The sequence below is a fragment of the Fusibacter sp. 3D3 genome, from assembly GCF_001748365.1.
Taxonomy (GTDB): domain Bacteria; phylum Bacillota; class Clostridia; order Peptostreptococcales; family Acidaminobacteraceae; genus Fusibacter_A.
Genome location: NZ_BDHH01000009.1, coordinates 1 through 14,573 on the forward strand (window position 1 = coordinate 1; position 14,573 = coordinate 14,573).

At 39.8% G+C, this 14,573-nt stretch carries 13 protein-coding genes and 1 pseudogene; 6 read left to right on the forward strand and 8 right to left on the reverse strand.

All coding sequences use genetic code 11. The features are described from left to right. The 3 genes and pseudogenes from F3D3_RS11370 to istA form a co-directional block, all read right to left on the reverse strand. Positions 1-332, reverse strand: a pseudogene (locus tag F3D3_RS11370) (IS21 family transposase); the annotation flags it as partial. A gap of 173 nt (positions 333-505) precedes the next feature. Next, positions 506-1,222, reverse strand: coding sequence for an IS21-like element helper ATPase IstB (gene istB / locus F3D3_RS11375; RefSeq protein ID WP_069874032.1), 717 nt, complete (start codon positions 1,220-1,222; stop codon positions 506-508). Beyond that, complete coding sequence (gene istA, locus F3D3_RS11380; RefSeq protein ID WP_069874033.1) at positions 1,210-2,727, reverse strand: IS21 family transposase; 1,518 nt, start codon at positions 2,725-2,727, stop codon at positions 1,210-1,212. Before istA ends, istB begins: the two co-directional genes overlap by 13 nt. Before the next feature lie 208 nt (positions 2,728-2,935). Between istA and F3D3_RS11385 the strand changes: the two genes are divergently transcribed. Further along, a complete protein-coding gene (locus tag F3D3_RS11385) occupies positions 2,936-3,940 on the forward strand; it encodes a Fic family protein (RefSeq protein ID WP_084388978.1) in 1,005 nt (334 codons plus the stop codon). Between the two features lie 29 nt (positions 3,941-3,969). Here the strand turns inward: F3D3_RS11385 and F3D3_RS11390 are convergent, their stop codons facing one another. Then, entirely contained in the window at positions 3,970-4,362 is a 393-nt protein-coding gene (locus F3D3_RS11390; RefSeq protein WP_306455955.1) for a DUF4143 domain-containing protein, read from the reverse strand. 342 nt (positions 4,363-4,704) lie between these two features. Here F3D3_RS11390 and F3D3_RS11395 point away from each other — a divergent pair, with 342 nt between their 5' ends. From F3D3_RS11395 to F3D3_RS11405, 4 genes are all read left to right on the forward strand, one after another. Continuing rightward, positions 4,705-5,301 (forward strand): type IV toxin-antitoxin system AbiEi family antitoxin domain-containing protein, encoded by a 597-nt coding sequence (locus tag F3D3_RS11395; RefSeq protein WP_069874037.1) that lies wholly within the window; start codon positions 4,705-4,707, stop codon positions 5,299-5,301. Beyond that, positions 5,298-6,134, forward strand: coding sequence for a nucleotidyl transferase AbiEii/AbiGii toxin family protein (locus F3D3_RS11400; RefSeq protein WP_069874039.1), 837 nt, complete (start codon positions 5,298-5,300; stop codon positions 6,132-6,134). The genes F3D3_RS11395 and F3D3_RS11400 overlap by 4 nt, the downstream gene beginning before the upstream one ends. Before the next feature lie 694 nt (positions 6,135-6,828). Further along, positions 6,829-6,996, forward strand: a complete 168-nt coding sequence (locus F3D3_RS24640; protein WP_242877130.1) for a transposase — start codon at positions 6,829-6,831, stop codon at positions 6,994-6,996. A gap of 254 nt (positions 6,997-7,250) precedes the next feature. Further along, the gene (locus tag F3D3_RS11405; RefSeq protein ID WP_069874040.1) at positions 7,251-8,558 is read left to right on the forward strand and encodes a hypothetical protein; all 1,308 of its coding nucleotides are present in this window, start codon (positions 7,251-7,253) and stop codon (positions 8,556-8,558) included. A gap of 274 nt (positions 8,559-8,832) precedes the next feature. Here F3D3_RS11405 and F3D3_RS11410 read toward each other — a convergent pair whose 3' ends face one another. After that, positions 8,833-9,348, reverse strand: coding sequence for a shikimate kinase (locus F3D3_RS11410; RefSeq protein ID WP_069874042.1), 516 nt, complete (start codon positions 9,346-9,348; stop codon positions 8,833-8,835). A gap of 61 nt (positions 9,349-9,409) precedes the next feature. On the opposite strand from F3D3_RS11410, the gene F3D3_RS11415 reads away from it, so the two are divergent. Next, complete coding sequence (locus F3D3_RS11415) at positions 9,410-9,820, forward strand: nucleotidyltransferase substrate binding protein (RefSeq protein ID WP_069874044.1); 411 nt, start codon at positions 9,410-9,412, stop codon at positions 9,818-9,820. 219 nt (positions 9,821-10,039) lie between these two features. On the opposite strand, the gene F3D3_RS11420 is transcribed toward F3D3_RS11415, so the two are convergent. From F3D3_RS11420 to F3D3_RS11430, 3 genes are read right to left on the reverse strand one after another with little or no spacing between them, the layout of a single operon-like run. After that, entirely contained in the window at positions 10,040-11,974 is a 1,935-nt protein-coding gene (locus F3D3_RS11420; RefSeq protein WP_069874046.1) for a GHKL domain-containing protein, read from the reverse strand. After that, positions 11,967-13,775 carry a hypothetical protein gene (locus tag F3D3_RS11425; protein WP_069874047.1) on the reverse strand — a complete coding sequence of 603 codons (1,809 nt, stop codon included), beginning with the start codon at positions 13,773-13,775 and terminating at the stop codon, positions 11,967-11,969. The genes F3D3_RS11420 and F3D3_RS11425 overlap by 8 nt, the downstream gene beginning before the upstream one ends. Next, positions 13,768-14,496: a LytTR family DNA-binding domain-containing protein gene (locus F3D3_RS11430; RefSeq protein ID WP_069874049.1), complete on the reverse strand. Its 729-nt coding sequence runs from the start codon at positions 14,494-14,496 to the stop codon at positions 13,768-13,770. Before F3D3_RS11430 ends, F3D3_RS11425 begins: the two co-directional genes overlap by 8 nt. Positions 14,497-14,573 lie beyond the last annotated feature (77 nt).

Here is a 14,573-nt window from a genome sequence, read left to right on the forward strand (position 1 = left end):
TTTTTACTGATGTGTCCTCCAACATCTTCATCAACTTTTTTCAGAAAGCGATATATAGGACCGATACTTCCCATATAGCCTCTCTTTTTGAGTTCTCTAAAAATTCTTGTTCCGTTGAATTGGCAAGGTTCACATCTCCACTCAATAATCTGTTCTTTGAAAGAGTTGATCTTACTTTCATACTCAGTTCGCTGATATTCAGGTGGTTCTGATAATGCCAGTAACTTTTTAACTGTATTTTTTGATATGCCAAGTAGTATGGCCGTAGCTCGTTTGGACTTTGTTTGCTTGTACACGCGCTGTACAGCTGCCCAATCTTCCAAATTTTTCACCTCTTTTTTCCTCCTGCTGCATGTTAGACATGCATAAAGGATTATAATTGTTTTTCAGAGGTGGGTCAATTCACAGTGTTAAATTTTCAAGGTTCAGTGTATAATCAAAATATATAGAACTCAATTTTCACCCTGTTAGTGGGTCAATTTTAAGCGTTAAACCTGGGTCAGTTTTAAGTATAAATCAACAAATGGTGAAGCAATCGATCAAGAATGGCAGTTGCAGCCAATTGCCCAGTAAACAATTCGTTCCATCTACCCATTGGTAGATTGGTCGTAATAATGAGGGAGCGTTTTTCGTATCGTTGGCGAATGATCTGGAAAAACAAGCTCTCTCTTTCTTTGTCCATACTTATATAAGATAATTCATCGACAATCAAAAGGTCGATCTTATTTATATTTTCTAATGTTTCTGGTAACGTGCCTTTAAGCATTTCATCATGAAGACGATCAACTAATGCCTTTGCATTAACAAACAAGACACGATGTCCATTCTTGCAAGCATTTCTACCGATTCCAGTTGCTATCATGCTTTTTCCAACACCAGGTGGACCAATGACAATGATGTTTTCATTGGCTTCCATGAAACGTAGTGAACCTAATTCTTCAATCTTATCCCTGTCAATGGTTGGATTAAAGTCATAGTCAATCTCTTCAAGTTTTGACGTCGATTCAAAGCAAGCTTTATCCAATAATCTTTCGTAGCGACGACTTTTCTTACCTTCTTCTTCAACAGAGAGTAGTCTTACTAGAAAATCTAGATATCCCATAGATGCAGTCTCAGCTTCATCAATTAGTTCGGAGTATTGCTCTCGTACGTCAACCAGTTTAAATTTTTTCATCATTGCTTCGATATAATCTGTTTTATTTTCGATGACTAACTGTTGCATGCTGGTTCCTCCTCTATAGCGAAGTCATAGTAACTACAATCCCTTGTAAGTGCAGGATTATCATCACAATAGTCAACTTCTTTAAGACTATCTGCTTGGTCCAAAGGAAGCTCTCGATTACCGCTGTTGTAATCTCTCAAGAGGCTACGAAAAGATTTAATATCCATCTTGTTTTCATCAACAGCTACACCTATAAAAGCATCTAATACATGGTCATCATACAACTCCTGTAATTCCATTATTTTTCTCGCATAGTGTGTTGGCTGATCAAACTTTCGTCCCGCTGCTTCCAAATATCGGCCTCCATTAGTGAACCTTCCGGTGAAATCTCTTCGAATCTGTGGGATGGAGGTGCTCACTTTTTGAGCTATTGCTTCGTAATGCTCGCTATTAGAAATAGTGTCATATCGTTTTTCAGACTGTTCTAAACTTAGGATATAGTTTTCTTTTGAATCATAGAGTTCAATCCGAAAGCCATAGATAAGTCTATACTTCAGTGTTTTTCCAACATATTTCACCGGAACACTATATTTATTAGTGTCTATGCTGATGAAACTATCTGGACTTATAATCCTTTTATTCAATTGTTTCATTCGGTAATGAGACGCGGGGAGTGGTTGTAGCACTTGCTTTTCTTCTAACAGGTAGTGCTGGTTTGGAATCCGCTTTGTTGTTGCATGCTTTTCATCACACCAATCATCCACGAATTTTTTACCACGATGGTTGAGTTCTTCCATGGTTGCAAAGGAATTTCCTTTAATAAACTGTTCTTGAATAAAGGAAAATGGTCTTTCTACTTTACCTTTTTTTCTTGGCCAATAACAGGGGCATGCATTTAGCTCCGTGCCAAGATGTTTTGCCATCATGAGGGCATGAGTGTTGTACTTAACTTCATCTTCAGATTTAGGTTTATTTTCAATAACAAGAGCCTTTGGATTATCAATCAGTAATTCCAAAGTTACGCCACCTAGATGATCAAACAATTCTTGAATGGCCTCATAAATGGATTCTGCATCAACCTTAAGGGAGAAGCAAACTGCTTTTTTTCTTGATGCTGCTAAGATTATGGCAAAACAATATACCTTTCGATATCTGTTGCCAACAATCACATCATATTCAGTCCAGTCGAACTGTGCTTGATCGCCCACCGGACTTTCATGTCTGACCGTTGCTTTTTTACTGATGTGTCCTCCAACATCTTCATCAACTTTTTTCAGAAAGCGATATATAGGACCGATACTTCCCATATAGCCTCTCTTTTTGAGTTCTCTAAAAATTCTTGTTCCGTTGAATTGGCAAGGTTCACATCTCCACTCAATAATCTGTTCTTTGAAAGAGTTGATCTTACTTTCATACTCAGTTCGCTGATATTCAGGTGGTTCTGATAATGCCAGTAACTTTTTAACTGTATTTTTTGATATGCCAAGTAGTCTGGCCGTAGCTCGTTTGGACTTTGTTTGCTTGTACACGCGCTGTACAGCTGCCCAATCTTCCAAATTTTTCACCTCTTTTTTCCTCCTGCTGCATGTTAGACATGCATAAAGGATTATAATTGTTTTTCAGAGGTGGGTCAATTCACAGTGTTAAATTTTCAAGGTTCAGTGTATAATCAAAATATATAGAACTCAATTTTCACCCTGTTAGTGGGTCAATTTTAAGCGTTAAACCTGGGTCAGTTTTAAGTATAAATCAACACTAGTGTCTGGATTGTACATGAGAAAGCAAGCCACGTATACAGAAAATAGAATTTTCCCTTATGCTGACATGGATGAGCTGGAAGACGAATTATTCACAAGAGTTAGAAAAACGGTTAAAAACTTAAGACCCGGTCATCCTTGGGTTTCGATGGATAACATTGAGCTATTGAAAAGTGCAGGCATGTATCTGAAGGATCAGAGCACAGGGGAGCAAGGTATTACCCTTGCAGGTATCTTGATTTTTGGTAGTGAACTGATGATACAAACAGCACTTCCACACTATAGAACAGACGCAATTTTAAGAAGGGAAAACCTCGACCGGTATGATGACCGGGATGATATTAGGGTGAATCTTCTAAGAAGCTATGAAAGATTAATGCAGTTTATTGCCAAGCATCTCAATGACAAATTCTATCTCGAAGGTGATCAACGTGTGAGCTTGAGAGATAAGATTTTCAGAGAAGCCATTTCAAATTTGTTGATACACAGGGAATTTTCAAATCCATTTCCTGCGAAGTTGGTCATAGGAAAAGACAGAGTCTATATCGAAAATGGCAATAAGCCTCACGGAAATGGGATGATTGACCCTGAAGACTTCTCACCTTATCCCAAGAATCCGAAGATTGCAAAGTTCTTTAAAGAAATCGGATGGGTTGATGAACTCGGATCAGGGGTAAGAAATATTTACAAATATAATAAGATATACTCTGGTGCCGATCCTGAATTTATCGAGGGAGATGTATTTAAGACAATTATTCCATTGATCGTCCAAGATACTAACCAAGATACCAACCAAGATACCGTCCAAGACAACAACCAAGATAATGAGGATATTAAAGGGTTATTAGAGTTTTGCAGGACCCCACGAACAAGGGAAGAAATGCAACAGTTTATGGGGCTTAATAATAGAGGTCATTTTAGACAGAAAATACTTAATCCCTTAATTAAAGGAGGTCTTCTCAAAATGACCCTTCCTGACAAGCCAACAAGCAGAAATCAAAAGTATTACTCTAACAGATAAATGGAGAGCTCATCACAATGTGGTGGGCTTTATTCTTTACCAACGTACATTAGGGTGTCGGACACCACCAGGGGAAATTGAGTGTTAGTCTTTGAGGCGATGAAGTCAACTTCTAACGAACCGATTTTTCCAAGAGTAACCTCATAGCCGCGTCTTAATAATTCCAGATAAACGATGTTTTCTAAAACATGACCATAATCTGTGTTTCGTAGGCCGGTCAGTCTATTGCGGATACCTATATCCACAATGTAAGACTTTTCAAGTGTTTTTAGAAACATCTTCCCTTTTAAGTCATAGCGGTTTGCCTTGTAGATGATAAATGCATTTTCAAGCATTTTCAGATAACTATCAATCGTATCACTCGTTGTTTTCCTACCACTATTTGTTAGATAGTCGCTTATTTTTTTAGTGGTATGGCATATTTCTTTTCAGCATTATATTGTTGGCCGTATTGAAAAAGGACATAAGTTGAATCCCCTTTTTTCTTGGTGATGATCTTGCCCCTAATTGCTAAACCTAAGCGAGAGTTGTTTATTGATGATTTGATTCCTGCATGGCTTTAGAGGTCATACTGGTGAGTATAATAATTGGATTATACGAACCGGTATGACAAAACTACATTGTTAATGGTGCTAAGGCGAACTGTAATTTAGCTCAAAAGTCAAAAAATCACCCTCTAAAAATTAACAAAAAAAGTTTTGTCATATTCGTTCGTATATGATATTATATTTACGAACGAGTATGACGTATGAGGAGATGATTTGATGACTCAAAAGGACTTAGTGACCAAACTATTGGAAGACAACAAAGGTATTTTGACATCTGGTGAAGCTAAGGAAGCTGGTGTGGCTTATAAGACTCTGCAACGTATGTATCAGACTGGTGAAATTGAAAAGCTAGAACAAGGTTTGTATATGGATCCTGATCAAATGGAAGATGAGTATTTCTTAACACAATACAGATGTAAAAGAGGTATCTTTTCTCACGAGACAGCATTGTATTTTCATGATTTAGCAGATAGGACACCTTTTCAGTTAATGCTGACAATTCCATCAGGATATAATACAAGACTCCTGAAGGAGAAAGAAAAATTCAAGTTTTTTTATATTGCGGAGAAACTTCATACAATTGGCAGAATTACCACGGAGACATCATTTGGGCATCAAGTCTATGTATATGATAAAGAAAGAACCATTTGTGACTGCTTAAAAAAGAAAGATCAGCTGGACACTGATTTAGTGAATGAAGCAGTCAAAAGATATATGAAAACTCCCGGAGCAGATTATTCTAAACTACTGAAGTATGCCGAAGTTTTTAATATCAAAGATTTGGTTCGAAAATACATGGAGGTGTTGACATGAAAATTAGTAGTCCTAGACAATTGAAAGACTGGATTAACAACGTGGCTAAAGAGAATAATTTAATAGCGAATACTGTGCTTCAAAATTTTATGATGGAAAGGCTTCTTGAAAGGATTTCGATTTCAAAGTACAAAGATAATTTTATACTCAAAGGTGGATTCTTAATTGCAGCTATGGTTGGCATAGATATGAGAAGCACTATGGACATGGATACAACGATAAAAGGGATTCCTGTTAATAGAGAGGCCATAGAAGAAATATTAAATGAGATTCTATCGATAGTGCTTGATGATAATGTGATTTTTAGACTAAAAGCTATAAAAAATATCCATGATGTCAGTGACTATAATGATTTCAGAGTCTCTGTAGAAGCTCAGTTCTTTACGATCAGAGTCAATATGAAGATTGACATCACTACTGGAGATGTAATCATACCGAGAGAAGTAGAGTACTCGTTTAAGCTTATGTTTGAAGAACGCGATATTTCAATAAAAGCCTATAATCTAAATACAATTCTTGCAGAAAAGATTGAATCGATTTTGGCCCGGAATGTAGCAAATACTAGAGCTAGGGATTATTATGATGTTTATATTCTTCTAACTCTTCGAAGAAATGATATTGATTTAGAAAGTCTAAGAAATGCAATTCAAAAGAAGGCTGAAGAGAGAAATACCTTGGTCTATGTAGAGAATAGCGAGAAGTATTTAAAGGATATAGAGGAAAGCGAAGAACTTAATACAATTTGGGAATCATATGTACAGAAGTTTCCCTATGCAGAAGGTATTCAATTTAATGATATTACGCATATTCTTAGGATGATTTTCAAAGTGTAATAGCTCAAACTGAACATTTCATTTTGGGTGTTGGACACCACCAAGGGAAATTTAATTGGGTGCCAGATACCCAAGGGGGAAATTGGGAAATGAGTTTTTAAGTGCCTTCACTTTTATCCTCTGAGATTACATTTGATGACTAGACGAATAAAAATGCTGCCAGTAAAAAAGGCAGTATTTGTTATTGACAATGTGTTAAATTGATTATTTCTTTCCTTGATCCGCCCTTTCAAGCGATGATTGTTGAAGCTGAATTCATGAAAAATTGGAACTCAATCCATAAGCAATGTGAATAAGAAAAAGAAAGTAAGCGTCAAAGTGCGTCCTGAAGAAGAACTTGGAAAATGAAGGGGGAATAATGTATAAACAAGGGGATCTACTATTGGTACAAATTCCCGTTTTCAGGGGCTATTAATTACTCAAGCAAGAAGTCTATAATATTTTTCACCCTGATCCCGGAGTAGTCGTTGAAGATGGTTTGATCCATGGTCAAAATATATTTTGAGTATACGCTTTGATAGCGGACTTTGAATGGCTAAGAGAATTCGACAGTCTAGCATTTGCTAATGCCCAAATGAATTTGCAAATCAGCAGGGTATCCTAGATATTATAGACAGTCGCTTGATCAACTCAAACGCGAGCAAAAAAACTATCTCTATGCCAAAAGGGCAGTAAAAATCGCAACAAGCAAAGCATAAAAGTAGCGAAAATTCATGAGAAAGTGACGAACCAACGAAAAGACTTTTTACACAAACAGTCAAAGCAGATCGCCGATGCTGTTGATGCGGTGTGTATTGAAGATTTGGACATGAAGGGGATGTCACAAGCGTTGAATTTTGGTAAAAGTGTTATGGATAAATAGGGAAAAATTCTGTTTTCTGTATATGTACTTTGTTTTCTCGTGTACAGCCAGACACTAGTGTATAGGCGCGTATAAACGCGTTGATAAATATTCTGAACAGTGATACAATGCATCTAAATACCCGCATTGAAATTCAAATGCGGATAAAGAGGTGCAGATATGATTGGAAAAAAGCTTTTTGAAGAAGGAAAAATATCAAAAATAAAGTATGGTTACTTATATTACATTATGAATTGAAAATAGAGGATAAGTTGATGGATAAAAGAATGCTAAATGAGCTTATTGGAAAAATGCCTAAGAAAAGTCTGATTGAAATGATAGAGATAATGATTCGTTTCAACAGTGCAGCGGAACAAGAACTGCTCGATTATTGTCAGAACCATGCTTTGTCAGAAAACAAAAATATGATTAATCAAAAGCAAATCCAAAAGCACTGGAGCAAAGCATATCGGATCATTGATAATTCGAATACTTATGGCGGCTGCAGTGAAGAGGATGAGGAAACTGCATGTGATGAAATGGATGCCATTTTAAACTTAGTTAGGGAAAATATCGCATCTTGGGAATGTCGCAAGGAAGTTATAGATGGAATGTTAGAGCAAATTGCTTTTGACAATAGCGGATTTACTGATATGCTGGTAGATTCAGCTATGGAAATCTGCAAGGATGAAATTGAAAAAGAGTACTTCGCTGATCATTTGGCGAGGATTGGCGGAAACTACTACAAAGGATTTGCAGCGTCTATTTTCAGAAGCCTTGGGAAAGAAGACAAATTTCTTGAAACTCAAAAAGCAAACTTGATATACGGTTCGGATTATTTGACACTGTCAAAGTACTATGAAAAAAAAGGACAAAAGGAGCAGGCTCTAAAAAATGCGTGGGAAGGTTTGGAGAAATGTCAGGGACGAGTGGATGAGCTATGTATCTATTTATTTCGCATGTACAAAGGTGATGAACCAACACTTTGGAAGCTTTATGATATTGTAAAAAAGAAAAAACGAGATTTAGATACGGTGACAGAGTTACTGTATGACTATTTTAAGAAGAACAATCATTATGAGAATCAAAAGAACATGCTTATTGAGCTGGTGCAATGTTGCGACAAAAGAGAAGTTGAAAAATGGTATAAGAAATGCAAGGCAGAATTGCAACCGAATGATTGGAATGAATATGAAACCCTAATATTAAGAAGTGTGAAGGATAAAAGTCTTTCAGAATATCTGAAGATTTGTCTTGCAAACAACAATAAAGCGGAGGTACTGGAAATACTGAAAAAGCAGTCAGGATTTGTTGGTTGGCATCATTTAGATGAAGATCATCGCTTCAGCAAGAAATTGTCTAAGTTATATCCTGATGATATAGCCGAATTATATTGGAAAGAAGTAAAAATGAGCATGAATCAGCAGAATGAAAAGGGCTATAGACACGCTGTGTCTGTTTTGAAGGAAATACAGAAAATTATGAGAGGCAACAAACAGGTGGATGAGTGGAATAGAAAGTATGCAGAATTGCTGATGGAACATAAGAAAAAAAGACTTTTTATGAAAATATTAGATGAATAGTTTTTAAAATTACACAATGAACTGTATATAAGTCGGAAGTTATCAGGGCTTAAAATTGCAAATGTCAAAATTTTAGTATCTTAATAAATGTTGTATCTGTTGCCGTGTTAGATATTTGATATCAAGCGGGACGCAACTTCAGATTTAAAGATTCTAGGTATCCAAGACTCTGGATTGTACGAGTTCGGCTTTGCTTGCTGAAACGATCATAATAGCTTTCTTGAATGGCAAGGTAAATACCTTGTGGACGTTTGATTTTACGTAAGTACATAGGCTAAACCTCCTTGCCGTCAAGATGATATTCGATAATCAACGCATCGACTACAGCTTCCGGCTGTCGGCTCAACATATGGAAATGATGTTTAATGCCAGCGTAAACGGAACCATACCAAGTGAGGTCTTTGCTTATTTCTAATAGATAATGATTTCTGTTTTTGTTTTTATAGGCATCATCTGTATAGATAACATCATTTTCGTCACTGAAAACAAGACGATCAAAAATGCTTTCAACTGAATCTGTTAATACGATGGGGAATATATCTGAGGAAGACAAGAGAGAATAAATCGGTTGTAGATAGGACAATGGCGTGATAGCGATAACTTTGTTGCCTTTATGAGAGCTGAGAGCATTGATAACTTCGCAACGGATTGTATCGCGTTCGCGAAGTGTTCTATTTGTTACAAAACTTTCCAATGTGGTATTGAGATTCTTTTTTACTTCTTCATCAAGATCGTAAAAATCATAACTTAAACGTTGAGCAAGCAGCCTGCCAGCAACGGTTTTGCCCACGTTTGACGCTTTGTAAGATTTAGACTATAATCAAGGCAAAAGCATAATAGAGGTAAATGATATGGATGTGAGATGGAAACAGAGATATAGCAGCTATAAAAAGGCTTTTTCTCAGTTGAAAGAAGCAATTGAACTTATGAATCAAAGGTCCTTGTCATATCTTGAAAAGCAGGGGGTTATTCAAGCCTTTGAATTCACACATGAATTGTCATGGAATATGATGAAAGATTTTTTAGAATTTAGGGGTAATACAGGCATATATGGGTCGAGAGATGCAACGCGACAAGCCTTTAAGTATGAACTTCTTTCAGATGGTGACATTTGGATGAATATGATTAAGAGTCGTAATTTGACAAGTCATACGTATGATGAATCAACTGTTGACGAAATTATAGGACTGATAAGTAAACATTATTTGACAGCTTTTATAGGCTTAGAAGATACTTTTTCAAATTTATTGGATTTGGAGTGAGATGATGTATGGATTAAAAGAGAGCGTCATATTAGCAATACAGCAAGTATGCACTCAATTTCCTCAAATTGAGAAAGCGATTTTATACGGTTCGAGGGCAAAGGGAAATAAATCTTTGGGTGTCTGACACCCAAAGGGGAAATTTCAGATTTTCATAGTTTATAAGTCTAACATGAGGCGCTCATGCAAAACGGTATCTTAATTGTTTTGTTTGAGCGCCTATACTGTAAAATGGCTGTGTTGCGCCAACCTTATCGGCAAAGAGACCTCTGCATGAAAGCCCTTTTCATCGGCATACATATTGATGACGCCATCATACCGCTCAACGGTTTCTAAGACGGAGGAAATGCCAAGTCCAAGGCCGTTTCGCTTGGAGGATAAGTAGCTTCCGCCTCTGATTTTGAGTTCGCCACTAAAACTGTTGTCCACAACAAATTCAAGCTGACAGTCCTGTGCCCGCCCTGCAATAAAGATTGTCTTATCTCCAGTTTGCTGACGCTGACAGGCTTCCACCGCATTTTCCATCAGGTTTCCAAGAAGACCGCAAAGATCGACAATTGGAAAATTCAGCACTTCAGGTAGAGAAAGCCTTGCACGGAACTGGATACCAGAAGATCGTGCAAGATTGCTGTAATACTGCACCAGCGCATCCAGCTCGATGTTGTCGGTCAAACGCCCAAGTCGTGTCCCCTCATTAATTTCTGTAATACCACGGATATAGTTTTCCAGTGCCTCGTAGCGCCCTTCTCCAGCGAGTGTCATGAGCGTGCGTAAATGATGACGGAAGTCATGACGCAGCTTGGCGCTTTCCTCCACCTTCTGGTTCATTTGTCGCAGATGCTCCACTTGCATGGTAAGCTGGCGTTTCATCTGCCTTTGCTCCTCAGCAAAGACTAGGCTGTGCCGGTATCCCATGGTGATTTCATAGCCAAGCACCACGCCGATTGCGATCACTAGACTCAGGCTGCCCCATTCTTGAAACCAGCCGCCCAAAACGGGTTCGTAGTTCGGTAGGAGGCGATCCCAGACAAAGGCACAGGCATAGATGATATTCGCACAGAGCAGAATCATTGCTTTCGTGTTATTTTGGCGTACCGCTAGAGCGGCAGTAAACAGCAGATAGACCGCTGTGAGCAGTTTGAAGCCGAAAACCATATTGGAAAAGGCATGCATCATCGGAAGTGTCAGCTTTGTAGCAAATAATCCGTAAAAGAGTGCCAGTACACAAATCGCCCCTGCTAGAGATCCGCTGATTATAGGTGCAATGCCTTTGGTATCGCAGATGCGATTTTGCAAAAGCACAACCAACAGTGTCACTAGGTAGCCGCTGGCCAGTTCAATGGCATACCAAGGCTGAATTGGCAGCGCCAAAATACCATGTGCCACAGAAGATGAGGTAAATACTGCGGTCGTTAAATAGAGCAGAAAAAAGAGCCAGATATTGTGCCTGAGGTGGGTACGAATAGCAAGATAAAAAGTAAAAATAGCAAATATCAGTGTTGCTATGACTACGATCAGCGCAATCCCAAAACGCAATCCCCGGATCGTGTAAACATTCAGTGGCTCGCCAAAGGCAGGTGGATAGACCATACCACTGTATATCCAAGAGTGGTTGCTGACAGTTAATAGAAGTGTTACCTTACCAGAGGCTTCAAAGGTGATCACACGGCATTGGGTCTGGTCCTGATAGGCTTCTGAATTGGGCTCTCCCATCTGCAACTTCAGCCGATCATTCACGTAAAACCGATAAGAGGCGTAGATTTCGGGAAGCTCAAGCGCATAGGTGTGTACTTCCTCAGGCAAATACAAGGTTAAGGCATAGCTTGCACTGCCGTGGGGGGAACGCTTGGGGTTGCCCATGGCAAAATTGTACAGTTCGCCGATGGATAGATACTTGTAATTGTCCCCCTGCTGTTTTAAGGTTTCTGGTGTCAGCAGCCGATCTGAATAATAGCGCCAGCCATCTTTCAGGTAGCGGATGGGGGTGTCTGTCCAATCAGATTTTGAAACATACAGTGCACCGGTAATGGCTTGGGGCGCAGCTTTTGTGTATTTGTTGTCAAAGTGGTATAAAGCGAGAAAAAGAGCGGAGGAAAGCGCAACTATGAGGAGTAGTGCCAAAGATCGCCGTATTACAAAGGGTTTTTTATCCATGGCGGATCCTCCTGAAAAATGCAATGCCTCCTGTCGCTAAAATGAATCCACTTGCTATGGGAAATAGGGGCGGCGTAATGTTTCTAGCCTCTTGGGGCTTCAATTGTTCCGTAATGGTATAAGTGCCTGCCGTATCTACTGGAAAGCGTAGAAGATCGCCATCATAGGAAACCTCTGTAATTTTCTTATCACCATCACCCTTAATGATGATATCCGTATTTTTCCACTGTGGCCTATATTGAAGTCGCAATATCGTTCCCGAAAGTTGCGTAATGGATTTGCCTGAAATCTTTACTGTAAGCGCAATCTGATTGCTTTCTGGCTGGGTCAGTTTGACGGTCAGTGTATCTGAATCTGACAAATTGAGTGCTAAAAGGAGCTCGCTTGGAATGCTGACGGTTAGATTACCAGAACCAAACACGACACTTTTTGTTTCGCTGCAGAGATCCTTTAGGCGCAAGCCAGAGATGACCGTTTGGTCTGGCGAATAGGATTCTATAACTGTAGCAGATGTGGTAGCAGATGCCGCGGATGTAGGCTTTTTCTCAGAGCTTGTAGGGTTGCCGTCTGGTATTGGGGTGATCACCGCTTGGAAGTTCTCTTTCAGCTGCGGGACTGTATCGTTTTTCTGCACAGAGGCAGAAGACGTGATTTCGGCTTCCTGTGAAAACAAGGTATCTGAAAATACTGGTGCTGCCGATTCGATTTCTATGGCAGAAGCCTCAGGAGCGGGTTTAACGGGTTCTGTAATTTGAATCGGTGTAGCTGTTTCGAAGACAGAATTGTCCAGTGAAGACGTAGAGGTCAAGATATGCTCATTGTCATCTTTTTTGGCATTATAGGGCATTTGCGGTACAGGTAGAGCGGGTTGTGTAGGTGGTGCAGGTGAATCTGGCGACACAGGTGAATCTGGTGACACAGGCGAATCTGGTAGCACGGGTGAATCTGTTGGCGCAGGTTGGGTGCCTGTTCCCGAACCCTGGCCGTTTACGTCGCCGCCATCCCGATCGCCGCTGGCATAATCTAAGATGCTCAGTTCGCCGTTATATTGAAAACTTAGAACCCCTGTTTGCCCTCCAGGATAGGTTACTTTAAGCTCGTAAAGGCTTTCGTGGGTAAGAACATTTTGGGAAAGTTGGAGGCCGTCGGAGATCAACAAGAAACCATCGCTTAAGCTGGTCCATGCGCCATCATCCTGCCGTAACCATACGACAAATTCATCCAGCTGTTCCGCCTGCGTAGCAGAAAGCACCCACGGGAAATGCAGAAAGCCACGCCCAGCGACGCAGCAATTAATATCAGGCTCACCTATAACCTGAATGGAAACCGCACAAAGTTGCTTAGGTAAAGAAACACCATCTGCTAACGTATATTCTGTGCCGAGAACGGGGGATGTAAAAGCATAGTAAACGCCAGCTGTGGAGGTATCTACGGCATCTATATTCCATTTTCCAGAAATCAGGTCGTGATAATTGTTTTCCGCGTCATAGCTGGAAAAGCCCATGACGGAAGAAGCAAACCAATTGGAAAGCATCTCTTGTGTAGTTCCGACAGCAAAAGCCACGGCATCCGTTCGGGTGGGCTCATCAAAGTAGGTCAATGTTATGGCGGAAGATGTTACGGTATGCACGGGCGTGCTTTTATCTATAAGAGGCTCTGCATGAGCATTGCTTTCGGCATCGGTAACAGGCTCTGTGGTTTCGGCAGGTTTAACGAGTGCCGCCTCCGTTGCCAGCACAGGCGGTGCAAGTGCTATGCAAAGTAGCACGACGGTTAAAATCAGTACAAGGTGCTTATTCATAGGCGTTCCCTCGCAGCGAACCAGCAGAAAGACTCAGACGCTGCCTCTGTACATGACGTTGTAGGCGCCTGCTGACGGGCAGCTGCTCCCCTTTTTTCAGGATGAGATGATCATTACTAAGCTCTCGCACCTCGTTTAGGTTGACCACAATGCCTTTAAAGCACGACATAAATTGCGGATAAGCCGTCAGTTGCTTAGAAAGTTCCAAAAAAGTCCCACATACTGGAATGACGCAATCCTTTAAATGGATACAAGCGGAACGGTTCTGATAATCGGCATAAAGAATGCGGCTTAGATCAATTTCCAACTGTTGATGCTTTGTAGTGACTGTGATGGTGAGCATGTTCTGCGATTCTGTAATTTTGCAGTACTGCAGTGCCCTTGAGAGTTTTTCAAGTGTAGCTGGCTTGATGATGTAATCTGCCGCTCGGACATCATAGCTTTTTACACCGAATTCCGAGCTGGTGGTGAGGAAAATAAGGTTGAGATCCTCATCAAGCTGTCTCAGCTTCAATGCGCAGTCTACCCCGTTTTCGCTGTTCAGGAAGATATCCATAAAGACAACATCATAGCGGCCTAGTATGTAGCCCTCTAGGAGTTCACTGCCACTGTGAAATGTTTTGATTTCTATTGTCTGTTGGTGATTGGCTTCATATTGTTTCAAAAGACTGCGAAGAATTTCACATTCAGTAGCCATATCGTCTACAATTGCCACATTCATTTAAAATTACCCCTTTACATACAACTATCCAGTCAATATTATACCATATATTTTAGATAAAAAATAACCGCTTGTGC